Genomic DNA, 24,725 nt, shown 5'->3' on the forward strand with positions numbered 1-24,725 from the left:
CCGGCGGCCGTCACCGAGATTAGCGATGCCGTCGGCGCGCAAGAAGTGCTTTCGCGGCGTACCCTTCTTAAGAGTGGGTTTCCAGCCGGAGGCAAATGCGCCTGGTTACCCATCCGGTTTCCGCCATAAACGTCACGACCAGGTGAATCCCGGATGCCACGCGAGAACCACTCCAGTCATACCTTCCGTGAAAACTCCCGTCGGGTTCAGCCGTTGACCGTAATCGGCCGTCCCGAAAGAGTGGCCGCGTCACGTGCCGTGAGCGGCCCAGCGAGGCGTCGACCGCCGGTTTCACGCGAACTCGAGGTTTGTCCCGCGATTTCCGGACCGCCGTGCACGGTGCGAAATCGCCACTCCGCACGGCCGCCCGAGATCCGCTCGCGGTAATCCCGGAAGCAGATCACGATGATCGTCGTCGGCATCGCAATTCCGGAGGAGTACGACATGAAAAGTGCATTGGCCAGGACGGTCATGGTCTTTCTCACCGCGACGGCGGTGACCCTGACCGGCGTGGGTGTGGCGTCGGCGGGCGGTCCCGGCGGCAGCGGGTCGTCGAGCACGACGAGCGCGGCGGCGCAGGTCCAGACCCTGCGCGACCAGCTGGCCACCCGCGCCGACCGCGGCGACGTGCCCGGCACGCGGGCCACGCTCAGCGACCTCGACCCGCTGCTCACGGATCTCGCGCAGGGCAAGCGGTACAGCATCCAGGCGAAGGCCCGCGACACCGCGGCCACGGCCCAGCAGCAGAACACCGAGGCGCGCAAGGGCGTCGACGAACTGGCCGGGCAGCTGAAAGCCCGCGACGGGCTGCCGCCGGTGTCGGCGCTGCTCAACGCGCTGCTGCAGCGGGTGCTGATCTCGCTGTCTTCACTGGTGAACGACCTTCTCGGCGGGCTGCCCGTCCCGATCGGCTAGCAGCCGATCGGCACCCCGGACGGGCAAGCCGGCGATGGCCCGGTGCGGACGACCTCCCCGCACCGGGCTTTCGTCGTTGCCACGAAAGCTATTCGTAGACGACGTAGGCGGGCACCGGGCTGAGCGCCAGCACCTCCGCCGGCGTCATCAACGCCGCCCCGCGACGGGTGTCTTCGTCGAAGAACAGCTTGAACCCGGCCCGCACGTGGTCGGGCTTGGTCTGCATGAGCGTCTTCCACGTCGCCTTCTTCGCGGCGGCCGAGCCGATGCCGTCGACGACCTTCACCGGCGAGACGCCGGAATGGGCCCGGAGCAGGTTTTCCTCGCGCACGACCGAAGACGCGACCTGGTGGTACACCATGACCTTGGCGGGCAGGCGGTGCGCTTCGGCCAGGTGCCCGAGGTACCGCGCGACCCCGTCGAGCTCGTCGCCGGTCGTGCGGCCGAACTTCCGGCCCGGCACCACCCCGGGCTCGACCGCCCACTCGGGGTCGAGCGCGACGCCGACGTCCGGCTCGGTCAGCCACCGTTCGTACGCCTGGACCTCGGGCAGGAAGTCGGCGCGGCCGGGCTGGATGTTCAGCAGCAGCAAGCCGTTCAGCGCCCGGGCGGCGTCGAGGTAGTCGCGCACCGTCTCGTCCGCGCAGCGGCTGCGGTACATGCCGTCGGCGCCGGGTGAGCGGTGCACGGTCGTCGCGATCAACTCGACGACCGGCGTGACCGGCCGGTTTCCCGCGAAGGCGTCGATCCGCCTGCCGAGCTCGCGGCCCGCCGCGGCGAGGTCGCCGGTCATCCGGCCGAGTGCCGCCGAACCCGGCGCCCCGCAGAAGCCGACGAGCAAGTTCGTCGCGAGCGGGTCGGCCGGCGGTGACGGGGGCGCGGGTGTCGCGGTGACCGGGGCGGCGACGGCGCGCCCCAGCCGTTGCCCGCCGCACGCGGTCGCCGCCAGACCCGCGAGCGCGGCCGTGAGAACCAGACGTCGATCAAAGACGGCGAGCGCCGTTTTCCGGACCATCGCAGCGAAATACCCGCGATGATCACCGCGCAAACCGCGTCGCCGACGATCACCGCATCGTGCCGGGGCCGCTTCCGGGCCCGGGGCCGCGGCCTGCGGAAATCCACTTTTTCGAGCTGTGCGGGGAAAATTGGCACTCACCCGACCCGGTGGACCGGCCCGCGCGCGGCCGGGCCGGACCGCACACTTCCCGCATGCGCAGTCTTTTCCGGTTCGGAGCCGGGCTCGCCGCCGTGGCCGCGGCGGCCGCTTGCGGCACCCCGGCCCCGGCACCCGCACCACCACCGGCGCCCTCGCCGGCCGCCGCGCCCGCCCGGGTCACGGCCGCGTCCGCTCGCCAGACGGGCGCCGACGAGCTCGGCCGGGTGCCGGTCCTGATGTACCACCGGCTCGCCGAACGGCCGCGGTCGGTCTACGAGCGCACGCCCGCCGACTTCACCGCGGAGCTCGATCGGCTCGCCGCGGAGAACTACGTCCCGGTCACCACGGCCGAGTTCGTGACCCACCGGCTCGACCTCCCGGCCGGCGCGCACCCGGTGGTCCTGACCTTCGACGACGGCGACCCGAGCGTGTTCTCCCTGACTCCGCAAGGACAACCGGCGGCCGGCACCGCGATCCGGATCCTGCTGGACGTCGCGGCCGCCCACCCGGGTTTCCGCCCGGTGGCGAGCCTGTACGTCAACGAGCGCCCGTTCGGCTCGGACGGGGATCGGGAACTGGGCTGGCTGGCCGCGCACGGTTTCGAGATCGGCAACCACACCCGCCACCACACGAACCTGCGCACGGCGACGGAAAGCCAAGCGGTGAAGGCGATCGCGGAGGAGGACGCCGCGCTCCGCGCCTACCGTCCCCGAACGTTGGCCCTGCCGTACGGGGCGCGTCCCCGGCGTCCCGAGCTGGCGCTGCGCGGCCCGGGATTCTCCTACGACGGCGTGCTGCTGGTGGGTGCCGGGCCCGCGCCTTCGCCGTGTTCCAGCGGCTTCGACCCCGCGGCGATCCCCCGGATCCGCTCGCAGTCGGCCGGCGCGGAAGCGGAGTACGGCTCGGCGCACTGGCTCGACGTGCTCGCCTCGCCGAACGGCCACCGCTACACCTCCGACGGCGACCCGGCGACGGTGGCGTACCCCCGCTCGGGCCCGGCCCCGGCGCCGACGTGTGCGAGCGTGGGCCTTGCCTACTGAACCGCCGCGCGTCGACTGGCTCCCGCAGCCACGGCGCCGTCCGGCCCCGGAGACCGGGTCATCGGTGTCCCCGATCCCGGCGCCCCGCCGGCCGTGGCGCCTGCGGCCGTCTCGCGAACACCCCGGCAGCGCGCCGACGACCGGAGAGTTGACGCTTCCCGGCAAGACCGTGGCACCCGACCGCACTTTGCCGGCCGAGCAGCCACGATGGCCCGAGCACGAGCCGGAAGAAACGCCGGCCGCCGTAGCCGAACCCGCCGATCCGCCGGTCCCGGCACGTGAGCTCCTGCGGCTGTCCCCACCCGATCCGGCGCAAGCGCGGCCGGTCTCGTGGTGGCCACCCGCCGTGCTCGTGCTCGCCGTGGCGCTCTCCGTCGCGCTGCTGCTCATCCCGCGGGCCGTCGAACCGCGCCGGCTTTCCGGTGTGGCTTCGGCGAATCCGACGGTCTCCACACCGACCCCCACCCGGGCGCCGGAAGCCGCGGCGTTGCCGGACGGCGCCCCCGTGACCGCGGCCGGCTCCGGCACCTGGCGGGTCCTGCCCGGTCCGGAAACCCTCGCCGGCACCGGGCACACCACCGTGACGTACACGGTCGAGGTCGAAGACGGCCTCGACGCCGCCACCTTCGGCGCCGACGTCGACTCCGTGCTCGCCGACCCCCGTGGCTGGATCGGGCTCGGTGAGGTGTCGTTCCACCGCCTCGCCCGGCCGGACGACCGGCCCTCGGTGCGCATCAGCCTCACCAGCCCGGCGACCAGCCGGCGCCTGTGCGGCTTCGCCATCCCCTTCGAGTCGTCGTGCCACCTCTCACGCGGGCACCGCATCGTCGTCAACCTCGCCCGCTGGATCCGCGGCGCGCACTCCTTCGACGGCGACCTCGCCGGCTACCACCGCTACGCCATCAGCCACGAGGTCGGCCACGCGCTCGGCTTCGGCCACGTCGGCTGCCCGGCGGCCGGTGCGCCGGCGCCGGTGATGATGCAGCAGACGTTCGGGCTCTCGAACGACTACCTGGCCCGGCTCAACCGCGCCGAGCCCGCGGCCGCCGTCCGGGTTCGCCCGGACGGCGCCGTCTGCCGGGCCAACCCGTGGGTCACCGCCGCGCCCTGAAGGCGTGGTGGTCAGCCACCGATCTCCTTGCTGACCCCGCTCGGACCCTCGTAGGTCCGATCGGGAAGCTTGCGCACCGTGTCGAGGACGTCCTTACCGGCACCGTTCCGCTCAGCGGCGCGGACCAGGTCGTCGCGCTTCGCGGGGTAGTCGACACCGGAGAGGTACTTCTGCAGCTCGATCGGGTTCGGCTTGCTCATGGTGTTCTCCTTCCATCGGGAACACGGCGGCTACCCGGTCCGGGGCCCGACACACGCTCAGCGGGTCGCGCGGGCACGGGCGGTGAGCAGGCCGAGCCCGATCATCCCGACACCCAGCAAGAGGTGCAGCCAGTTGTCCGCGTTGTTGACCGGCACGAAGTTCGCGTCGCTGGCGTGGTCGACGACCAGCCCGTACACCCAGAGCACCAGGTAGACGACCCCGCCCACCACTAGGAACCGGAACGCCCCGCGGGGAGTGCGGGCCGCGGCCAAGCCGGCGACGCCGAACAGCAGGTGGACGATGTTGTGCAGCACGGACACCATGAACAGGCCGAGCAGCATCGCCATCGAGTCGTGGCCGGCGAAGCTGAGCTGGTCGTAGTTCGTCGTGATGCCCGGGACGAAGCCGAGCACCCCGACCAGCAGGAAGACGGCCGCGACCACGGTGGCCGCGAGCTGCGCGGGAGTGCGCGTGGTGGTTCGGGTGGGTGTGGACATGGCTCTCTCCGGTTCGTCGCCGTCACGCCGGTTCCGCGCGGAACCGGGCATTGCGGAGGTCCGCGTACCCCGTCGTTCCGCCGCTAAGCCCGGCGCGCGGCGGTTGACCGGCGGCCGTCGGGGTAGCCCTGCTTCATGAACCCCGCAGCCGGACCCGAGCCGAAACCCCACCGAGCGCTCCGGGCGGTCGAAGACGCCGAAGCGCTCGACGGCCCGGCCGCCGAAATCACCCGCGTACTGCGCGGCCCGGCCGAAAGCACCGTGGGCCGCCTCCTGCGCGGCCGCTGGCTGGGCCACCCCCTGCACCCGATCGCCGTCACCATCCCCATCGGCGCCTGGCTGTGCTCGGCGGCGTTCGACCTGATCCCCGGCCGGCAGGACACCGCGCGCCGCCTGGTCGCGGCCGGCCTGCTGGCCACCCCGCTCGCGATAGTGCTCGGCTGGGCCGACTACGCGGACCTCGACGCGCGCCAGCGACGCGTCGGCCTGGTCCACGCCGCCGGCAACGCGACGGCCACCGCGCTGTTCGGTGCGTCCTACCTCGCTCGCACCCGCGGCCACGTCGTACGCGGCAGGCTGCTGGGCGCACTCGGCCTCGCGGCGGCCAGCGCCGCCGGCGCGCTGGGCGGGCACCTGGCCTACGCGCAGGGCGCCGGCGTCTTCCGCTGGCAGGAACCCCTCGACGACGTCGATCCCGGCGAAGCGGCGGGAGAAAACCCGGCGGCGCCAAGGAATCCGGCCTAGACGCCCTCCCGATCGAGACCCACTGGATCCGCGTGGGCTCTCGTCCTGGTCGATGTCGAGCCGGGCCGCGAGCCGCGGTGCTGACACCAGGGCTTCCACCCCAAGCAAAAAGCTCGGCTGACCTGGGTCAACCGAGCTTCAGGTGGTGCTGGTACCCCCGATGGGATTCGAACCCACGCTACCGGCGTGAGAGGCCGGCGTCCTAGGCCGCTAGACGACGGGGGCTAGGAACTTTCCCTGGTTTCCCAGGGGTTTTTCTCTTTTCTTGCTGGAGAGAACTTACCAGAGGCGATTTCTCGCTCTGCAGGGGGGTCACTCTCCGCAGCTGGGGTACCAGGACTCGAACCTAGACTAACTGGACCAGAACCAGTCGTGCTGCCAATTACACCATACCCCAGTGAGGTACTTTCCCGGCTTGCCGGTTCAGCACCGCACGAGGAGAAATACTAGAGCACGCCGTTCCCGACGGTGAACGCGGGGGTCTCACCTCGGCGCTGGGCCGGGACGCCGATCGTCGCGTACTCGGAAACCAGCAGCTCAGGCAGCTCGGCGAGGCCGGTCACCGTGTGGACGCCCGCCGGGGCGCGCTCGCCGATGCCGTCGCGGTCGAGCCAGATCGCGCCCAGGCCCGCGTCGCGGGCGCCGATCGCGTCCGTGTCCAGCTTGTCACCGACGTGGACCGCCTGGGCGGGGGCGCAGTCCATGCCGAGGCAGGCCGTGTGGAACATCACCGGGTCGGGCTTGGCCACGCCCAGTTCGCCCGCGATGGCCACGTGGTCGAAGAACGGGGCCAGGCCCAGGTCGGCGATCTTGCGCCGCTGGTGGGCCCCGGAGGCGTTCGTCACGGCGGCCAGCGCCAGGCCGGCCGCGCGGAGCCACTCCAGGCACGGGAGGACGTCGTCGAACAGCTGCCACGAGTGGTCGAGCAGCTCTCTTCGGCGGCGTTCGAACGAGTTCACCTGCTCGGCGTCGGCGAAGATGCCGATTTCGGCGAGGAAGCAGTCGGTGCGCCGCTGGTGCATGGTCGCGTAGTCGAGTTCGCCGGCGACGACCAGCGCGACGTGCTCTTCGGTGATCAGATCCCACAGCGGCCACAGGTCGCCCCGGCCGGTGAGGATGTGGAGGCTGCGGCGGATCGCGGCCGTGCAGTCGATCAGGGTGTCGTCGATGTCCAGGCACACCAGCCGCAACTCGGGCGGCGCCCAGGGCTCGGACGCTCCCGCGGTGGGCGAAGCGGTTCGCGGAGGGGTCCGGGGTGCCAAGGCGAAATCCACCCAGTGAGGCTAGGGCAACCGTCGCGTTCGCGACGCTGCCAAAGAGGTGATTGGCGCTCGCCTGTTCCGGCGCACCGGCTCTACTCCCAGTTGGCGAGCCGTCTCCGTTCGGTTATCCGGCACCGCGCGCGTCCCGCGTCGACTCCTCCGGTGCGCAACCGTCCCACTCCTCGAAAACCCTTGCGGCGCCACGAGATCCGCTCCGTCCACAAGCGCGAAACGGCGATGCCCGGCCACGGTCGGGCAAATTCGACCAACTGTCGCGTGTGGACGGTTTCCGGCAACCGGGGAGAGCGCGCCCGCTCGTCGCCCGATCAGCGTATCCCCGGTCACACCCCTTGACGCCGGGGTCCGGCGGGTGCATTCTCGTCTTATTCAACAAGCGATGAATAGATGGGGAGATGGTCGAGATGACCGAGCGCACGCGCTGCGTCGTCATCGGTGGCGGGCCGGCCGGGATGGTTGCGGGGCTCCTGCTGGCCCGGGCCGGCGTCGAGGTGACAGTGCTGGAGAAGCACGCGGACTTCCTGCGCGACTTCCGCGGCGACACGGTGCACCCGTCGACGCTGACCCTGCTCGACGAGCTGGGTCTCGGCGAAAAGTTCCACGCGCTGCCGCACAGCGAACTGACGGCGGCGGGCTTCCCGCAGGAGAACGGCGAGATGATGAAGCTCGCCGACTTCACCCGGCTGAAGGTCCCCCACCCGTACATCGCGATGGTGCCGCAGTGGGACTTCCTCGACCTGCTCGCCGAAAGCGCCCGCAAGGAGCCGACGTTCGTCCAGCGGATGGAGACGGAGTGCACCGGCCTGGTCCGCGAGCACGGCCGCGTCGAGGGCGTCACCTACCGCACGGCCGCCGGTGAGACCGGGGAAATCCGCGCGGACCTGGTCATCGCCGCCGACGGCCGGTGGTCGCTGGCCCGGCGCGAGGCCGGCCTGGTGCCGCACGAGTACGACTGCCCGTTCGACGTCTGGTGGTTCCGGCTGTCGCGGCACGAGGACGAAGAGGGCGGCATGCTGCTGCCGAAGATGCGGGACAAGCGCTTCGCCGTGCCGCTCCCCCGGCCGGACTTCTACCAGGTCGCCTACCTCGCGCCGAAGGGCGACGACCTGCGAAAGCAGGGCATCGAAGCCTTCCGGGAGAACGTGACGCAGATCTGCCCCGAGTTCGCCGACCGGGTGCACGAGCTGAAGACGATGGACGACGTCAAGTTCCTCGACGTGCGGCTGAACCTGCTGCGCAAGTGGCACGTCGACGGGCTGCTCTGCCTCGGCGACGCGGCGCACGCGATGTCGCCGATCGGCGGCGTGGGCATCAACCTCGCGGTGCAGGACGCGGTCGCGGCGGCGACGCTGCTGGCCGAGCCGCTGCGCCGGGGCCGTCCGACGGAGGCCGAGCTGGCGAAGGTGCGTTCGCGGCGGCTGGCGCCGACGCTGCTGGTGCAGGGGCTGCAGCGCCTGATGCACCGGACCGTCGTGCGCGGGGTGATGAGCGGCAAGCGCAACGGCCCGCCGGAACCGATGATCAAGGCGTTCTCGCGGTTCCCGCGCCTGTCGTACTTCCCGGCCCGGCTCCTCGGCCTCGGGCTGCGGCCGGAGCACGCTCCGGCGTACGCCCGGCGGCCGATGGAGCCGGCGACCAAGGACTAGACGTTTTCGACCGGGTTGGTCAGAGTGCCGATGCCTTCGATGGTGATCGAGACGCTCTGACCGCCCTCGATCGGGCCGACGCCCTCGGGCGTGCCGGTCAGGATGACGTCGCCGGGCAGCAGCGTCATGACGCCGGACACGAACTCGACCAGCTCGGGGATCTTGTGGACGAGGTCGGACGTGCGGCCGTCCTGCTTGAGCTCGCCGTCGACCTCGGACTTCAGGGACAGGTCGGACGCGTCGAGCGACGTCTCGATCCACGGCCCGAGCGGGCAGAACGTGTCGAAGCCCTTGGCGCGGCCCCACTGGCCGTCGGCCTTCTGGAGGTCGCGCGCGCTGACGTCGTTGGCCACGGTGTAGCCGAGGATCGCGCTGGCCGCGCGGGCCGCGGGCACGTTCTTCACCGGCTGCCCGATGACGATGGCCAGCTCGCCCTCGAAATCGACGCGGCCGATGCCGGACGGGCGCCGGATGGCCGCGTTCGGGCCGACGACCGTGGTGGACGGCTTGAGGAACAGCATCGGGGCGCTGGGCACCTCGTTGCCGAACTCGGCGGCGTGCTTGGCGTAGTTCCGGCCGACGGCGATCACCTTCGACGGCAGGATCGGCGCGAGCAGCCGGACGTCCGCAAGGGGCCACCGCTTGCCGGTGAAGTTGGGGTTGCCGAACGGGTGCTCGGCGATTTCCAGGACCTGGGCGTCGTCACCGTCCCCTTCGACCGAAGCGAACGCGACACCACCGGGATGAGCAATACGGGCTAGGCGCACGCTGTCAGTCTACGTGCGCCCAGCCGGTGACTCAGGCCACGGTCGAGCTCTTGTGGACGAGCGCGTCGCAGAGGGCCAGCCAGCTGGCCTCGACGATGTTGCCGTGCACCCCGACCGTGGTCCATTCGCGTTCGCCGTCGGTGCTCTCCACCAGCACGCGCGTCACCGCGTCGGTGCCCGGGTGGCCCTGGAGGATGCGGACCTTGTAGTCGGCGAGCTCCACACTGTCCAACCAGGACAGGTGCGGGCTCAGCGCCTTCCGCAGGGCGGCGTCGAGCGCGTGCACCGGGCCGATGCCCTCGGCGGTGGCGATCACGCGCTGCCCGCCGACGTGCACCTTGACCGTCGCCTCGGCGACGACCTCGGCGTCGGCGCGGTGGTCGAGGACCACGCGGTAGGACTCGAGCTCGAACGGCGCCTCGGCGGGGACGTCGGCCTCCTGGCGCAGCAGCAGTTCCAAGGAGGCGTCGGCGGCCTCGAAGGACCAGCCTTCGGCTTCGAGGCGCTTGACCTTGGTGATGGCGCTCGTCAGCGCTTCGGGCCGGCCGGCAAGGTCGACCCCGAGCTCACGTCCCTTGAGCTCGAGGCTGGCCCTGCCGGCCATCTCGGTGACCAGCACCCGCATGTCGTTGCCGACGGAAGACGGATCGATGTGGTTGTACAGCAACGGATCCACCTTGATCGCGCTCGCGTGCAGTCCTGCCTTGTGGGCAAAAGCCGACGTCCCCACGTAAGCCTGGTGGGTGTAGGGAGCGATGTTCGCGATTTCGGCAAGGGCATGGGAGACCCGGGTCAGCTCGGCCGCTCCTCCGGTCGGGAGGACGTCCATGCCGAGCTTGGTCACGAGGTTCCCTGTCACGGCGAAGAGGTCGGCGTTGCCGGCCCGTTCCCCGTAACCGTTGGCGGTGCACTGGACGTGCGTCACGCCGGCCTGCACCGCGGCGACGGAATTCGCCACGGCGCAGGAAGTGTCGTCCTGACAGTGGATCCCGAGGCGGAATCCGGTGTTTTCCTTGATTTCCCCGACGGTCCGGGCGAGATCGAGCGGCAGCTGCCCGCCGTTGGTGTCGCACAGCACGAGGACGTCGGCCCCCGCGTGGGCGGCGGCGTCGAGGACCTTGAGCGAGGTCTCGGGCGAGAACGCGTAGCCGTCGAAGAAGTGCTCGGCGTCGAGGAAGACGCGCCGGCCTTCTTTCGTGAGGAATTCGACGGTGTCCCGGACCATGGCGCAGGCCTCGTCGACGTCGACGCGGAGAGCGCGTTCGATGTGCCGCAGATCGGACTTCGCGACGAGCGTGACGACCGGCGCTTCACTGTCGAGCAGGGCGCGGACCTGCGGATCGGCGTCCGCGGTGGTGCCGGCCTTGCGGGTGGCGCCGAACGCGACGAGGGCCGCGTGGTTCAGCTTGAGCTCACCCTTCGCGGCGCGGGCGAAGAACTCCGTGTCCTTGGGGAGCGCCCCCGGCCAGCCGCCTTCGATGAACCCGACGCCCAGCTCGTCCAGCAGCCGCGCGACGGCCAGCTTGTCCTGGACGGAGTAGGAGATGCCCTCGCGCTGCGCACCGTCGCGCAGGGTCGTGTCGTAGAGGTGGAAGGCATCGCCGAGCGGAGTATCGGCGGGCTCCTGGCGGGTCACGGTCTTCTCCTAGCGTTTCGAGGCAACAAAAAAACCTCCCGCATGGGTGCGAGAGGTTGCGCGCCGGGGGCTCTTGTGGAGCTATCGTCCGGCGCGCTCGTCGATAATGATCGCGAAGCTGGTCATGGTCGCATCATGCCACAGGGCTTCGGGGGAAGTCCACAAGCTGGGTCAAGCTCCCACGATCCGGGAACGTTGGCCGGGTGGCCTGGAGGGGACGTTGCTGCCATCTGATGCGCTGAAGGGTCCGGGACAGGTCACCGGACAGCCGCGTTTCGCCGGAATTCGGGCCGCCTCCCCGGACGAGCAAGCCCCACCCGTCCCTGGGGGCTGACCCCGGTCCAGTCTATCGGCGGCCACCGACAAACCCGGCCGGAAAGCATTTCGGAGGCTCGCTTGTCCACATCGCGGCACTGCTGTGGACAACTCGCGAAAGGGGCCACAACGGCAGCCGAGCAGCACGCATCACCCGCGGCAGCGCGGCACCACCCACGACGGCAGCCGAGCAGCGCAGCACCACCTGCGACCGGTACAGCCGCACACGGCACCACCAACGACCGGCACAGCAACGCGGCACCACCCGCGGCCAGCGCGGCCGAGTCTCGAGCAAGTCGCGCGTCCCGAATGACTCATTCGAGACCTCCCACGCCCCCAATGAGTCATTCGCGACCCCCGAGACCACCGCACGAAAAAGCCCCGCACCACGAGGGTGCGGGGCCTTCCGAAAAGAAAAACCTCAGCCGGCCGTCCGGACATTGGACGAAACCAACGCCGCCAGCCGGTCCCCGATCGCCTGCGTGGCACCCGGCGACGCCTGGTCCCGGGTCGCCAGGTCGAACGCCACCGAAGCCTCGATCCGCCGGGCGGCTTCCTTCTGCCCCAGGTGGTCCAGCAGCAGCGACACCGACAGCACCGCCGCCGTCGGGTCGGCCAGCCCCTGGCCCGCGATGTCCGGGGCCGAGCCGTGGACCGGCTCGAACATGCTCGGGTTGCGGCGGGTCATGTCCAGGTTGCCGCTCGCCGCCAGGCCGATGCCGCCGGTCACCGCGGCCGCCAGGTCCGTGATGATGTCGCCGAACAGGTTGTCCGTAACGATCACGTCGAACCGGGACGGGTCCGTCACCAGGTGGATGGTCGCCGCGTCCACGTGGGAGTACGCGACCGTCACCTCCGGGTGCTCCAGCGAAACCTCTTCGACGATCCGCGACCACAGCGAACCGGCGAACGAGAGCACGTTGGTCTTGTGGACCAGCGTCAGGTGCTTGCGCGGCCGGGCCTCGGCCCGGTTGAACGCGTCCGCGACCACGCGGCGGATGCCGAACGCCGTGTTGACGCTGACCTCCGTCGCGATCTCGTGCTCGGTGTCCTTGCGGATCAGGCCGCCCGTGCCCGCGTACGGGCCTTCGGTCCCTTCGCGCACGACCACCATGTCGACGTCGCCCGCGTCGGCCAGCGGCCCGCGGACACCCGGGTACAACCGCGCCGGGCGCAGGTTGACGTGGTGGTCCATCTCGAACCGCAGGCGCAGCAGGAGACCGCGCTCGAGGATGCCGCTCGGCACCGTCGGGTCGCCGACCGCGCCCAGCAGGATCGCGTCGTGCTGGCGGAGTTCGCCCAGTACCGACTCCGGGAGCAGCTCGCCGGTCGAGTGCCACCGGGCCGCGCCGAGGTCGTAGTTCGTGATCTCCGCCGTCGGTGCTACTTCGCCGAGCACCTTCAGCGCCTCGGAGACCACCTCGGGCCCGATCCCGTCACCTGGGATCACCGCGAGCCGCATCCACACACCTCCGTCGACCGGGCCACCAGCGCACCGATGGCCCACCGCAACAAAACGCCAGCAGCCGGAAGGTTACCGGCCGTAGACAAACGGCCGTAGCCGCACCACCCTTATGCCGCATCCTCCCGCAGGGTGAGACACCCAATCGGGTGAATACGGGCAGGGGCGCCCCCGGCGGGAACCCGCCGGAGACGCCCCTGTTCCTGCACAGATCGATCTTGCCACGGCCTAGCGGCCACCGCCCCCGATCGGCTGACGGCCACGAGCCGCCGGGGCCACGTCCACCTTGACCACGTTCGCCCGGTTCCCCGCGGCGTTGTGGTGCTCGATGGCGAGCAGCCCGAGCGCGTTGTCCGCCGCGGCCGAAGCCGCGTTCCGGGTGACGACCAGCGCCGTGCCCGGCTTCGCGACGTAGCCCAGCGCGGCGTCGCCGCCGCCCTGCACCGAGTAGCCCGGGGCGAGCGCGTCGAACGAAAGCGGCGTGCCGACGTAGTCGATCAGCCCGTTCGTCGTGCCCGGCGCGACGTAGAACCCGCTGGTGCCCACCGTGTAGGAGATGCGGTGGCTGTCGGCGTTCGCGTCGATGCCCAGTGCGGCCAGCGAAACCGGCAGCGTGATCACGTTCGTGTCGAACACGTTGGTGTCCACGTCGCCGAGCTGGCCGTTGACCGCCTGGACGTCGACCGTCGGGAAGCCCGCGGTCAGCGCGACCGTGACGGCCAGCAGCACGTCCGTGGACGTCGCCTTGGTCACGTAGGTCTCGAAGTCCGGCTGCCCGTCCCCGGTGGTGTCGATGTCGACGAACGGCGAGGTGTTGCTGCCGATGTTCGCCCAGTCGCCCCACGTGGAAAGGCCGAACGCGAGGATCGCGTTCTCCGGCTCGCCCTGCGCCTTCGCCAGCGGAGCGGTGGAAGCCGCGCCGATGTAGCGGAGGTCGCCGCCCTTGGCCGTCTTGTTCAGCGTGCAGTCGGTGACCACGTCCGCGTCGCACTCGGGCAGCTGCGGGGATTCCGCCTGCAGCTCGAGCACGCTGATCAGCGAGCGGTACCGCTGCGCGCCGGCACCCTGGTCGACGCCCTTGCCGGTCAGGTTCAGCACGGCCTGGGTCGCGTCGGCGCCGAACTTCACCGACTGCGGCGTCGAAATCGTCGAGACCGGCTTCGGCGCGGAGTAGACCGAAACCCGCAGCGGCACCTTGGCGCCGCTCACCGGCGTGAAGGCGACGCGCCCGGAGGCGTCCGCGACGAACTGCCGGGCCAGGCCGGCCTGGGTGGCCTGCATGGTCGGGTCCATGACCTTGCGCAGCGCCTTCGGGTCGGTGATCTTCAGCGTCACCTTGACCTTGGCGGTGCCGCGCGGGGTCAGCTTCACCGTCTGCTTGTCCACTGTGTACTCGACGCCCGGCAGCGCGGTGACCGCCTGGTAGGCCACCGAGTACTCGACCGCCGTGACGCCCTTGTTGACCAGCTTGATCGTCTTCGACAGCGTCACCGGCCCTGGCGCCTCGACCGTGCCGAAGCTGACGCTGACCGCGCCCGGGTCGTCCTGGACGTAGGCGAGGACCTGGTTGTCCAGCGCCGCCTTGGCGTCGATCCGGCCGCTGCCGACGCGCTGCGGCGCGTAGGTGTGGCCGGCCCCGTCGGAGACGTCGTGGCCGGCGGTGTCGATGACCGACGCCTTGACCTCCTCGACCGACCAGTCCGGATGGGACTGGCGGACCAGCGCGGTGATGCCCGCGGTGTGCGGCGCCGCCATCGACGTGCCGCTCAGCACCGTCCGGCCGTTGCCGCTGCCGCGGAACGCCGAGGTGATCGTGTCACCCGGCGCGGCGACGTCCGGCTTGACGGCCGGGCCGCGGGTGCCGCGCGAGGTGAACGAGCTCGGGGTGTCCACGATGGTCTTGTCGGTGGTCTGGATCGACGCACGGCCCGTGCCGTAGAGCCGGATCTGCAGCGTGCCCGCGGTCAGCGCCGCGCGCAGCGTCTTCGTGGCGGAACCGGTGAACTGGAACATCGGGATCGCCGCGTTGCCCGCGATGCCGGCGCTGAAGTGCTCCAAAGTGGACGAAAGGAGCGCGCCCTTCGCCCCGGCCGCCTGCGCGTTGTTGGCGCGGGCCGCCGAACCGCAGGCGCGGGTCGAGTCGTTGTCGTCCCATTCCAGCCAGACGAACTTGCCGGCGGCCTTCGCCTTGTCCTCGGCGGAGTACGGCGCGCAGCCCGCGCTGTTGGCCGCGGACAGCGCGACGACCGGTGCGGTCAGGTCCAGGGTGTCGTAACCGGTGTAGTTCTGGCTGTACTGCCCGGTCTTCTGCCCCGCGGCGGTCGAGGGCGCCTTGGCCTCGGCGGCGTCGCGCAGGATGCCCGCGTCGCGCGTGCTGGCGACGGTGAGCGCCTCCGGGGTGTTGCCCGGCGAGCCCGCGATGTCGTTGATGTCGCCGCCGTTGCCCGCGGAGATCACCGGCAGCACGTTGTTCGCGGCGAGCTTGCGCACGAACAGCGAGTCCGGGTCGTCCGGCGCGCCGAAGTCGGAGCCCAGCGACAGGTTGACGACGTCGAGGTGGTCGGTGAAGTCGCCGTCGCCGTCCGGGTCGAGGGCCCAGTCCAGCGCCTGCGAGGTGACGTTCGTCGAGCCCGCGCAGCCGAACACCTTGATGGCGTAGAGCAGCGACTTCGGCGCCGTGCCCGGGCCGATCTGCATCGCGTCGACCTTCTTGGCGTCCAGCTTCTTGTAGTCGCCCTTGAAGGTCTTGCCGTCGGCGGTGACGCCGAAGCCGCCGATGGTGCCGGCGACGTGCGTGCCGTGCTCACCGCAGGCGAGCGGGTTCGGGTCCGGCTTCGGGGTGGTCTTGCCGGGCGTCGCGGCGTCGTAGTCGTTGCCGACGAGGTCGGTGCCGCCGACCACCTTGGCGCTCGGGAAGAGCGGCGACGGCTTGGTGCTGTCGACGCTCTTGTACGCGGCCTGCGTGCCGGGACCGCCGAAGTCGGCGTGGGTGTAGTCGATGCCGTCGTCGATCACGCCGACGCGGACGCCGTCGCCGAACTTGCCGGTCTGCTGCCACGCCGCGAGGGTGTTGGTCAGCTGCTCGGCGCTGGCGTTGGTACGGGTCTTCGGCACGACCGTGCGGACCGCGACGACGTCAGCCCGCTTCGCGACCTCGCGCAGCTTGGCGGCGTCGGCGGTGACGACCACGCCGGGGACGGCGTTGGCGGTCTGGGTGACGACCTGCGGCTGGGCGTTGCCCGCGCGCAGCTGGTTCACGACGGAGTCGACCGCGGCCGCGGTGTCGGCCTTGGCGGCCTTGGCGGCGCGCTTGGCCTGGTCCTTGCCCTGCGGCTGCGCGGCGGTGAACGCGTCGACGGCGGGCTTCTTGGCCAGCTCGACGAACGCGGTGACGCGGCCCTGCGCGGCGCTCAGGCGCGGCGAAAGCTTGCCCTGGAGCTGGGCGTCGTCGATCTTCACCGGTGCGACGCCGTCAGCGAGCGGAGCGTCAGCCGCACTCGCCACCGGCGCGCCCAGCGCGGCCGCCAGCACGACGGCGAAGAACGCCGTCGTGACGCGGGCGGGTAAGCGGGATCTGCTCATGAGTCGGCCCCTTACTCGAGGTCTGGACCCGAACCTGCCTGCCGCTCCTGACACCCCCGACGGTGAAGCGCGGCACAGCGCCGTGCCCTCGACGGCGCGTGGTTCAACCTCGCGGGGAGAACTTAATGCCCCAAAACACCTACTTACGTAGGCAAAGGACTCCGTTATGTAGTTGTGATTGCGCACGAAGGCCCCCTGCCGAGTGACAGGGGGCCTTCGAAAGAGTTAGCTCAGCTGAGGTCGACAGCACGGATCGTGTGCGCCCCGACCGACGCGCCGATCGGGTCCAGCAGGTGCGCGTCGATGTGGCGGTCGACGCGCAGCAGCATGACCGCGTCGGAGCCGTCGGTGGTCTGGCTGATCTGCGCGGCCTCGATGTTGATGCCCGCCTCGCCGAGCAGCGTGCCGACGCGGCCCATCACGCCCGGCCGGTCCGGGTACTCGACCAGCAGGACGGTGCCCTCGGCGCGCAGGTCGAAGCCGCGGCCGTTGACCTCGACCAGCTTCTCGACCTCGTCCTTGCCGGTGACCGAACCGGACACCGTGAGCACCTGGCCGTCCGAGTGCACCGCGCGGACGGTGACCAGGCTGCGGAACTTCGGGCTCTCCGGCTCGGTCGTCAGCTCGACCTGCACGCCCAGCTTCTCCGCCAGCTGCGGCGCGTTGACGAACGTGACCTGGTCCTCGACCACGCCGGTGAACACCCCGCGCAGCGCCGCCAGCTGCAGCACGGCGGTGTCCTCGCTGGAGATCTCGCCCTTGACCTGCACGGTCACCGACGTCGGCGCCTTCGGGTTCAGCGCGGTCAGCAGCGTGCCGAGCTTCTGGGTCAGCGACAGGTACGGGCGGACGTGCTCGCCGACCGCGCCGCCGCCGGAGACGTTCACCGCGTCCGGCACGAAGTCGCCGCGCAGCGCCAGCAGCACCGACTTCGCGACGTCGGTGCCCGCGCGGTCCTGCGCCTCCGCCGTCGAGGCGCCCAGGTGCGGCGTCACGACGACGTTGTCCAGGCCGAACAGCGGGCTGGACGTGGTCGGCTCGGTGACGAAGACGTCGACGCCGGCGCCGCCGACGTGGCCCGAGCGCAGCGCGTCGGCCAGGTCCTCTTCGACGATGAGGCCACCGCGGGCGGCGTTGACGATGATGACGCCGGGCTTGGTCTTCTTCAGCGCCTCGGCGTCGATGAGGCCCTTGGTCTCCGGCGTCTTCGGCAGGTGGATGGAGATCGCGTCGGCGCGGCTCAGCAGCTCGTCGAGGGTGACGAGCTCGATGCCGAGCTGCGCGGCGCGCGCGGCCGAGACGTAGGGGTCGTACGCGATCAGCTTGGTGTCGAAGGCGGCCAGGCGCTGGGCGAACAGCTGCCCGATCTTGCCGAGGCCGACGACGCCGACGGTCTTGCCCTGCAGCTCGACGCCGGAGAACGAGCTGCGCTTCCACTCGCCGCCGCGGAGGCTCTGGTCGGCGGCCGGGACGCGGCGCGCGACCGACAGCAGCAGGGCGACGGCGTGCTCGGCGGCGGAAACGATGTTGGACGTCGGGGCGTTGACGACCAGCACGCCGCGCTCGGTGGCGGCGGGCACCTCGACGTTGTCCAGGCCGACGCCGGCGCGGGCGACGACCTTCAGCTGCGTGGTGGCGCCGAGGACCTCGGCGTCGACCTTGGTGGCGGAACGGACCAGCAGCGCGTCGGCGCTCTTCACCGCCTCGAGCAGCGCGGATCGGTCCGTGCCGTCGACGTGCCGGACCTCCACCTCGTCACCGAAAACACTCAGCACGGAGGGGGCGAGCTTTTCCGCGATGAGGACGACGGGTTTGCTGGGCTTGCTCACGATGCGGCTCCCACTATCTGGTCACTTCCAGGACGCTGTGTGTCGACAGACGGATTCAGCACGTCGTTGTGCGCCGGTCTGGCGGAGTTTAACCCGCTGGGCGGCCCCCTGGCGTCCCACGGTGTTAACTCGCTCGTAATCCTTCGAAAACAAGAGCCAGGAGGCGTTGCATGCCGCCGGGGCCGGGCAGGTGCCCGCCCGCCCAGGATGCCGCGTGCAGCAACAGAAGCAGCTCGTGCGTGGTGACGTCTTCGCGGAGCTCCCCCGCCGCCTTCGCACGTTCCACTAGTTGGGAACCGGCGTCACGCATCGCGTGGCACGACGCGTACAAGCGGGACGATTCGTCGTTGAGCGCGTCGGCGGTCAGCTCGACCAGGCCGCGGTAGGTGCCGGTGGCGTCGCCGAGGCCGGTCAGCCAGGTCTGCAGCGCGGCCAGCGGCTCGGGGTGGGTCAGCAGCTCGCGCGCGCGGCCGGCCTGGCCGTCGAAGCGGGCGCGCAGGAGCGTTTCGAGCAGCGCCTCCCGGGTCGGGAAGTGCCGGTAGAGCGTGCCGATGCCGACGCCGGCGCGGCGCGCGATGTCTTCCAGGGACGCCTCGACGCCGTGTTCGGCGAAGGCGCGCTGCGCCTCCTCGAGGAGGCGCTCGTAGTTGCGGCGGGCGTCCGCGCGCATCGGTTTCACGTCGGTCATCGCGCTCCCGACCTTACCGGGTAGCCAATCGGAGGCTGCCTCCGTATATTAACCGGAGGCAGCCTCATCTTACTGGGAGGACTTCGAGGATGACCCTGATCGAAGAAACACGCACCCGGCTCGGCGCGGTCGGCGCCTGGCTGCCGAGCGCACCGCTTGCCCCGCCCCCGGACGTCGAACGCGCGGCGACGCGGCGGCTCGCCGAGGCCGGCTACGGCTCGGTCTGGAGCGGCGAAGGCCCCGGCGGCCGCGAACTGTTCGCCGCCTTCGGCGACCTGCTCGCCACCGTGCCGGACGTCGTGCTCGGTGCCGGCATCGCCAACACCTGGGCCCGGCCTGGGCGGACCGCCGAAAAGGGCGGCGCGACCCTCGCCCACGCCCACCCGGGCCGGTTCGTGCTCGGCGTCGGCATCGGGCACGCGTTCCAGGCGGCGAAGTACGGCGAGGAGTACCGGCCGCTGGACCGGATGCGCGCCTACCTGTCCGAAATGGACGCCGCGGCGGCCGAAACCCCGGCCCCGGTGGCGTTCCCGCGCGTGCTGGCCGCGGTCGGGCCGAAGATGCTGGAACTCGCCCGTGAGCACGCCGACGGCGCGCACCCGTTCGCCCAGCCGGTCTCGCACACGCCGTACGCCCGCGGGATCCTCGGGCCGGGCAAGCTGCTGATCCCCCACCAGACGGTCCTGCTCGGCACCCGCGAGGACGCCCGCGCGAGCGTCCGGCGCAGCGTGGCGCAGTCGCGGCAGTTCCAGGTCAAGGCGTACCTGGCGGGCTGGAAACGGCTCGGCTACACCGCGGCCGACATCGACGGGCCCAGCGACCGGTTCGTCGACGACCTCGTGCTCTGGGGCGACGCCGGGACCATCGCGAAACGCGTGGCGGAAGTGCTCGACGCGGGCGCGGACCACGTCCTGCTGACGCCGTCCGCGCCGTCGTTCGAGTCCACTGTGGACACGCTGGTCGAGCTGGCCCCGGCGGTGCTCCGATGAGCGTCGGGATCTGGCGGTTCTTCGACGGCGCCCCGGTCGGCGAACTCCGCGAAACGGCCGCCGAAGTGGAAGAACTCGGCTTCGGCTCGATCTGGTTCGGCGAATTCGCCGGGCGGGAGGCATTCACCCAAGCCGCGCTGCTGCTGGCGGCGACGGCGAACCTGACGGTCGCCACCGGCGTCGCGCGGTTCGACCAGCGCTCCCCGCTCGCCGCGGAAGGCGCCATCCGGGCCCTGGGCGAGGCCTACCCGGGCCGGTTCGTCGCGGGCCTCGGCGGGCACCGGCCCGGCGCCCGCCCGCTCACGGCGTTGCGCGAATACCTGGACGGGATGGACGCGGCCGAGCTGCCGGGCCTGCCCCAGCCGTCGCCTCGTCCGCGGCGAGTACTCGCCGCGCTGGGCCCGAAACTCCTGGACCTGGCGGCCGAACGCGCCGACGGCGCCCACCCGTACTTCGTCCCGCCGGAACACACGGCGATGGCACGCGAGCGGCTCGGCCCCGGCAAGTACCTCGCCGTCGAGCAGGCGGTGGTGCTCGATGCGGCACCCGGCGTGGCCCGGGAGCACGTCGACGGGTACGTCCGGCTCGCGCGGCACCACCGCACGAACCTGCGCCGGCTCGGCTTCACCGACGACGACCTCGCCGACGGCGGCAGCGACCGCCTGGTCGACGCGATCGTCGTCACCGGCGAGGAGCGGATCGCCGAGCGGATCCGCGCGCACCTCGACGCGGGCGCCGACCACGTCTGCGTCCAGGTCCTCGCCCGGACGAAGGACTCCTACCGCCGCTTGGCGGATCTGCTGCCCTGACGGGAGTACGCTGGCGGGGCGCGGTGCGGGCCGCGTCCCGTCCGAGGAGGCACCATGGGCGTGATGCCCGCCGAAAACCTGCAGCACCCGTACCACCAAGACATCGAGTACTACGCCGAGCGCGCGCTCGGCCTGCTCGCCTCGGCCGGGGACGGGACGCCCGGCGCCCGCGAGCCGTTCGACCGCTGGGGCCAGGCGCTCACCCGCAACGGCGCCCGCGTAGTCGTAGCTCGCGAGCACGGATTCGTTTCGTGGCAGGCGCTTCGCGCGCACGTCGAGTCTCTTGTGGACAGTCGCGAGCCGTTCGCCCGCGCGTACCGGGCGGTCGAGGCGCGGGACGTCGAGCAGCTCGAAACGCTGCTCGGCGAGTTTCCCTGGCTGGTCACCACCCGCGGGACCAACGGCAACGACCTGCTCGGCATGGCCGGCGCCACTTGCGACGAGCGGCTCAGCCGGGTCCTGCTCGCCCACGGCGCCGACCCCGCGCGCGGCAACGTCCACGGCTGGACACCGCTGCACCAAGCCGCGTACAGCAACCTGCCGCTGCTACTCGGCCTCCTGCTCGAAGCGGGCGCCCCGGTCGACGTCTCCGCGCGGGGCGACGGCGGCACTCCCCTGGTCGTCGCCCTGTTCTGGGGGCACCGCGAAGCCGCGGAGACCTTGGCCGCGCACAGCCTCGCACCAGGCAACCTGCGGGTCGCGGCCGGGCTCGGCGACGCCGTGCTCCTCGACGAGCTCCTGACGTCGGGCCGCGGCGGCGCCCACCGCGGTTTCTACCGGCCCCACAGCGGTTTCCCGGCGTGGCGCCCGGCGGACGACCCGGCCGAGGCCCGCGACGAAGCCCTCGCCTGGGCGGCCCGCAACGACCGCACCGAGGCCTTGCACACCCTGGTCTCGCGCGGTGCCGACGTGAACGCCGACGTCTACCGCGGCACGGCGCTGGCGTGGGCGGCGGCCCAAGGCAGGCTCGCCGCCGTCCGGACGCTCCTCGAGCTCGGCGCCGACGTGAACCGCCCGGGCACGTTCGGCGGCCCGAAGCACGGCGAAGGCGTCACGGCCCTGCACCTGGCCGCGCAGTCCGGGCACCTCGACGTCATCCAGGCCCTCCTCGACGCCGGCGCCGACCGCGGCGCGCGGGACGCGAACTTCGGCAGCACCCCCGAGACGTGGGCGGAGGTGTGCGAGCAGCCGGCGGCCCGGGGGCTGCTCCACTAGACAACCGGAGTCTGTAGTCCGTATCTTCGAAGGCGGACTACAGACTCCGTTTTGTCCGCTGGGAGGACCCATGACCACACCGCGCGACGTCTTCACCGCGTTGTCCGACGGGATCGGCGAAGGCCGCTTCGGTGAGCTTTCCGCGCTGTACGCCGAAGACACGGTCGTCGAACACCCGCAAGCCGTGCCGCGGCCGACGCGCCTGACCGGCCGCGCCGCGGTCCACGAGCGGTTCACCGGCGCCCTGGCGGGCGCGTACCGGCTCAAGCGCAAGAACGTCGCCGTCCACGAGACCACCGACCCCGAGGTCATCGTCGCCGAATACGACTACGACGCCGAGTCGATCGAGACCGGCCGGACGATCTCGGCCGCGAACATCCAGGTGCTGCGCGTCCGCGACGGCCTGATCGTGCATTCCCGCGACTACCACGACTACCTGAAGCTCGCGGTCGTCCGCGACGGCGTCGGCCAGCTGGCGAAGGCGTACGAGCAGGCCCCGCCACGTTCGCTTTCACCGGTCACGCCGGCGGGCGCGGGCACGGTGTTCGAGCGGCTCGTGCACGGCGTCGCGGGCGGGCGCTGGGACGATCTGCCGGAGCTCTACGCCGCGGAAACGCACGTGACGCACCCGTTCCTGCCGGGCTCCGGAGTCGTGCGCACGCGCGACGAGCTGCGGGTGCACTTCGCGGCGGGGAAGGCGCTGAACCCGGGCTTCGCCGTCGCGGATCTGGTCACCTACCAGGGCACCGACCCCGAGGTGCTGATCGGCGAGTTCGCCTACCAGGGCGAATACGGCGGCAAGCCGGTGCGGATCGCCAACATCTTCGTCATGCGCGTCCGGGACGGGCTGATCACCGAGTCCCGCGACTACGGCGACCACCTCGCCATCGCGGGCGAGCTCGGCCAGATCCCCGGACTGGCGGCGAAACTGAGTGCCTAGGCGCCCAGGTCGTTGAACTCGCCGTCGTCGACGCCCTTCACGAACGCGTCCCACTCCGTCATCGTGAAGACCATGATCGTGCCGTCGACGTCCGGCGACCGCCGCATCGCGACGTAGGTGGCACCGTCGGTGTGCTCGACGAACGCGTACTCGACGACCTCGTCGAGGGTGACGCCCGCGGGCTCGCCCCGGATCCACTCCGCCCCGGAAAGGTCGAGGTGGTGCCGGATGTGCGCCTTGTCATCGGTCATGCGACCAGCGTAACGAGCCACCCGGAAAAGCCGTGAAGGCCTCCTTGCCGGCGCTTACGGCCGGCAAGGAGGCCTTCACGGCTTCGCGGAAGATCAGGCGGTCTCGGTGATCGGCCGGTCCACCCACGACATCAGGTCGCGCAGCTTCTTGCCGGTCTCCTCGATCGGGTGCTTGTTGCCCTGCTCCTCGAGCTTGGTGAAGTTCGGCCGTCCGGCCTCGTCCTCGGCGACCCATTCGCGGGCGAACGTGCCGTCCTGGATCTCGCCGAGGATCTTCTTCATCTCTTCCTTGACCGCCGGCGAGATGACGCGCGGGCCGCGGGTCAGGTCGCCGTACTCGGCGGTGTCGGAGATCGAGTAGCGCTGGCGCGCGATGCCGCCCTCGTACATGAGGTCGACGATCAGCTTCAGCTCGTGCAGCACCTCGAAGTAGGCGATCTCCGGGGCGTAGCCGGCCTCGGTGAGCACCTCGAAACCGGTCTGCACCAGCGCGGACGCGCCACCGCAGAGCACGGCCTGCTCGCCGAAGAGGTCGGTCTCGGTCTCTTCCTTGAACGTCGTCTTGATGACGCCGGCGCGGGCGCCACCGATGGCGGCGGCGTAGGAGAGGGCGAGCGCCTGGGCGTTGCCGGACGCGTCCTGCTCCACGGCGATGAGCGCCGGGACGCCCTTGCCGTCGACGAACTGGCGGCGCACGAGGTGACCCGGGCCCTTCGGGGCGACCATGGCGACGTCGACGTTCGCCGGCGGCTTGATCAGGTCGTAGCGGATGTTGAAGCCGTGCCCGAAGAAGATCGCGTCGCCGTCCTTGAGGTTCGGCGCGATGTCCTGCTCGTAGATGAAGCGCTGCTTGGTGTCCGGCGCCAGGATCATGATCAGGTCGGCCTCGGCCGACGCCTCGGCCGGGGTGAGCACGCGCAGGCCCTGCTCCTCGGCCTTGGCCCGCGACTTGGACCCCTCGGGCAGGCCGATGCGGACGTCGACGCCGGAGTCGCGCAGGCTCAGCGAGTGGGCGTGGCCCTGGCTGCCGTAGCCGATGACAGCGACCTTGCGCCCCTGGATGATCGAGAGGTCGGCGTCGTCGTCGTAGAAGATTTCCACTGCCATGGGGGTTACTGCTTCCTTTCCTGACTTACAAAGTTTTCTAGCGCGGGGAGGTTGCGGTGATCGAGCGGGCGCCGCGTCCCACCGCGACCATGCCGGACTGGACCAGCTCGCGGATGCCATAGGGCTCCAGCATCCGCAGCAGGGCGCCGATCTTGTCCGACGTCCCGGTCGCCTCGACGGTGAGCGCCTCCGGGGACACGTCCACCACCTTCGCACGGAAGAGCTGGACGGTTTCGAGGACCTGGCTGCGCACGGTGTTGTCGGCGCGAACCTTCACGAGCAGCAGTTCGCGCTGCACGGCGGTCGACTGCTCCAGCTCGACGATCTTGATCACGTTGACCAGCTTGTTGAGCTGTTTGGTCACCTGTTCGAGCGGTAGCTCTTCCACGGCGACCACGATCGTCATCCGGGACACCTCGGGGTTTTCCGTGGGTCCGACGGCAAGGGACTCGATGTTGAACCCGCGGCGGGAGAACAGGCCCGAGACGCGCGCGAGCACACCCGGCTTGTTCTCGACCAGGACACTCAGCGTGTGGACGGTCATC

Annotated in this window: 23 protein-coding genes and 2 tRNA genes; 9 read left to right on the forward strand and 16 right to left on the reverse strand. The window is 71.0% G+C overall.

Going from position 1 to position 24,725, the window contains the following annotated elements; genetic code table 11:
* Nucleotides 1–206 precede the first annotated feature (206 nt).
* A complete protein-coding gene (locus SD460_RS41450; protein ID WP_290061953.1) occupies nt 207–473 on the reverse strand; it encodes a hypothetical protein in 267 nt (88 codons plus the stop codon).
* On the opposite strand from SD460_RS41450, the gene SD460_RS41455 reads away from it, so the two are divergent.
* Complete coding sequence (locus SD460_RS41455) at nt 472–915, forward strand: hypothetical protein (protein WP_290061952.1); 444 nt, start codon at nt 472–474, stop codon at nt 913–915. The two genes, SD460_RS41450 and SD460_RS41455, sit on opposite strands and share 2 nt — an antisense overlap.
* Before the next feature lie 88 nt (nt 916–1,003).
* On the opposite strand, the gene SD460_RS41460 is transcribed toward SD460_RS41455, so the two are convergent.
* Nucleotides 1,004–1,930 carry a hypothetical protein gene (locus SD460_RS41460; protein ID WP_290061951.1) on the reverse strand — a complete coding sequence of 309 codons (927 nt, stop codon included), beginning with the start codon at nt 1,928–1,930 and terminating at the stop codon, nt 1,004–1,006.
* Between the two features lie 194 nt (nt 1,931–2,124).
* Between SD460_RS41460 and SD460_RS41465 the strand changes: the two genes are divergently transcribed.
* Nucleotides 2,125–3,111, forward strand: coding sequence for a polysaccharide deacetylase family protein (locus SD460_RS41465; protein WP_318307586.1), 987 nt, complete (start codon nt 2,125–2,127; stop codon nt 3,109–3,111).
* A gap of 169 nt (nt 3,112–3,280) precedes the next feature.
* A complete protein-coding gene (locus tag SD460_RS41470) occupies nt 3,281–4,222 on the forward strand; it encodes a DUF3152 domain-containing protein (RefSeq protein ID WP_318307587.1) in 942 nt (313 codons plus the stop codon).
* Between the two features lie 11 nt (nt 4,223–4,233).
* Here the strand turns inward: SD460_RS41470 and SD460_RS41475 are convergent, their stop codons facing one another.
* Nucleotides 4,234–4,422 (reverse strand): DUF2795 domain-containing protein, encoded by a 189-nt coding sequence (locus tag SD460_RS41475; protein WP_290051776.1) that lies wholly within the window; start codon nt 4,420–4,422, stop codon nt 4,234–4,236.
* A 57-nt stretch (nt 4,423–4,479) separates the two neighbouring features.
* Entirely contained in the window at nt 4,480–4,920 is a 441-nt protein-coding gene (locus tag SD460_RS41480) for a DUF4383 domain-containing protein (RefSeq protein ID WP_290051777.1), read from the reverse strand.
* 135 nt (nt 4,921–5,055) lie between these two features.
* Here SD460_RS41480 and SD460_RS41485 point away from each other — a divergent pair, with 135 nt between their 5' ends.
* Entirely contained in the window at nt 5,056–5,664 is a 609-nt protein-coding gene (locus SD460_RS41485) for a DUF2231 domain-containing protein (RefSeq protein ID WP_290051778.1), read from the forward strand.
* Between the two features lie 149 nt (nt 5,665–5,813).
* Here the strand turns inward: SD460_RS41485 and SD460_RS41490 are convergent.
* From SD460_RS41490 to SD460_RS41500, 3 genes are all read right to left on the reverse strand, one after another.
* A tRNA-Glu gene (locus SD460_RS41490) sits at nt 5,814–5,889 on the reverse strand.
* A 100-nt stretch (nt 5,890–5,989) separates the two neighbouring features.
* Nucleotides 5,990–6,061 (reverse strand) — tRNA-Gln (locus SD460_RS41495).
* A 49-nt stretch (nt 6,062–6,110) separates the two neighbouring features.
* Entirely contained in the window at nt 6,111–6,845 is a 735-nt protein-coding gene (locus tag SD460_RS41500; protein ID WP_290051779.1) for an HAD family hydrolase, read from the reverse strand.
* 494 nt (nt 6,846–7,339) lie between these two features.
* On the opposite strand from SD460_RS41500, the gene SD460_RS41505 reads away from it, so the two are divergent.
* Complete coding sequence (locus tag SD460_RS41505; protein ID WP_290051780.1) at nt 7,340–8,590, forward strand: FAD-dependent oxidoreductase; 1,251 nt, start codon at nt 7,340–7,342, stop codon at nt 8,588–8,590.
* Here the strand turns inward: SD460_RS41505 and SD460_RS41510 are convergent.
* The 6 genes from SD460_RS41510 to SD460_RS41535 all read right to left on the reverse strand — a co-directional run bounded on the left by SD460_RS41510 (nt 8,587) and on the right by SD460_RS41535 (nt 18,869).
* Nucleotides 8,587–9,357, reverse strand: coding sequence for a fumarylacetoacetate hydrolase family protein (locus tag SD460_RS41510; protein ID WP_290051782.1), 771 nt, complete (start codon nt 9,355–9,357; stop codon nt 8,587–8,589). The genes SD460_RS41505 and SD460_RS41510 overlap by 4 nt on opposite strands.
* Nucleotides 9,358–9,388: 31 nt before the next feature.
* On the reverse strand, nt 9,389–10,993 hold the full coding sequence (gene cimA / locus SD460_RS41515) for a citramalate synthase (protein ID WP_290051783.1): 1,605 nt from the start codon (nt 10,991–10,993) through the stop codon (nt 9,389–9,391).
* Nucleotides 10,994–11,729: 736 nt separating this feature from the next.
* Nucleotides 11,730–12,770, reverse strand: coding sequence for a 3-isopropylmalate dehydrogenase (locus tag SD460_RS41520; RefSeq protein ID WP_290051785.1), 1,041 nt, complete (start codon nt 12,768–12,770; stop codon nt 11,730–11,732).
* A gap of 228 nt (nt 12,771–12,998) precedes the next feature.
* The gene (locus SD460_RS41525) at nt 12,999–16,352 is read right to left on the reverse strand and encodes a S8 family peptidase (RefSeq protein ID WP_290051786.1); all 3,354 of its coding nucleotides are present in this window, start codon (nt 16,350–16,352) and stop codon (nt 12,999–13,001) included.
* A gap of 230 nt (nt 16,353–16,582) precedes the next feature.
* Complete coding sequence (gene serA, locus SD460_RS41530) at nt 16,583–18,181, reverse strand: phosphoglycerate dehydrogenase (protein ID WP_318307588.1); 1,599 nt, start codon at nt 18,179–18,181, stop codon at nt 16,583–16,585.
* A 124-nt stretch (nt 18,182–18,305) separates the two neighbouring features.
* On the reverse strand, nt 18,306–18,869 hold the full coding sequence (locus tag SD460_RS41535; protein WP_290051789.1) for a TetR/AcrR family transcriptional regulator: 564 nt from the start codon (nt 18,867–18,869) through the stop codon (nt 18,306–18,308).
* 89 nt (nt 18,870–18,958) lie between these two features.
* Between SD460_RS41535 and SD460_RS41540 the strand changes: the two genes are divergently transcribed.
* The 4 genes from SD460_RS41540 (at nt 18,959) to SD460_RS41555 (ending at nt 22,822) form a co-directional block, all read left to right on the forward strand.
* The gene (locus tag SD460_RS41540) at nt 18,959–19,858 is read left to right on the forward strand and encodes a TIGR03620 family F420-dependent LLM class oxidoreductase (protein WP_290051791.1); all 900 of its coding nucleotides are present in this window, start codon (nt 18,959–18,961) and stop codon (nt 19,856–19,858) included.
* A complete protein-coding gene (locus SD460_RS41545; protein WP_290051793.1) occupies nt 19,855–20,667 on the forward strand; it encodes a TIGR03620 family F420-dependent LLM class oxidoreductase in 813 nt (270 codons plus the stop codon). The genes SD460_RS41540 and SD460_RS41545 overlap by 4 nt, the downstream gene beginning before the upstream one ends.
* A 54-nt stretch (nt 20,668–20,721) precedes the next feature.
* Nucleotides 20,722–21,882, forward strand: a complete 1,161-nt coding sequence (locus SD460_RS41550) for an ankyrin repeat domain-containing protein (RefSeq protein ID WP_290051794.1) — start codon at nt 20,722–20,724, stop codon at nt 21,880–21,882.
* Nucleotides 21,883–21,952: 70 nt separating this feature from the next.
* Nucleotides 21,953–22,822, forward strand: coding sequence for a nuclear transport factor 2 family protein (locus SD460_RS41555; RefSeq protein WP_290051796.1), 870 nt, complete (start codon nt 21,953–21,955; stop codon nt 22,820–22,822).
* On the opposite strand, the gene SD460_RS41560 is transcribed toward SD460_RS41555, so the two are convergent.
* The 3 genes from SD460_RS41560 to ilvN form a co-directional block, all read right to left on the reverse strand.
* Complete coding sequence (locus tag SD460_RS41560; RefSeq protein WP_290051797.1) at nt 22,819–23,073, reverse strand: DUF397 domain-containing protein; 255 nt, start codon at nt 23,071–23,073, stop codon at nt 22,819–22,821. The two genes, SD460_RS41555 and SD460_RS41560, sit on opposite strands and share 4 nt — an antisense overlap.
* A 93-nt stretch (nt 23,074–23,166) precedes the next feature.
* A complete protein-coding gene (gene ilvC / locus SD460_RS41565; protein ID WP_290051798.1) occupies nt 23,167–24,180 on the reverse strand; it encodes a ketol-acid reductoisomerase in 1,014 nt (337 codons plus the stop codon).
* 37 nt (nt 24,181–24,217) lie between these two features.
* Entirely contained in the window at nt 24,218–24,724 is a 507-nt protein-coding gene (gene ilvN, locus SD460_RS41570; RefSeq protein WP_086842284.1) for an acetolactate synthase small subunit, read from the reverse strand.
* Nucleotide 24,725: the final 1 nt, after the last annotated feature.

This window comes from Amycolatopsis solani (assembly GCF_033441515.1).
Classification (GTDB): Bacteria; Actinomycetota; Actinomycetes; order Mycobacteriales; family Pseudonocardiaceae; genus Amycolatopsis; species Amycolatopsis solani.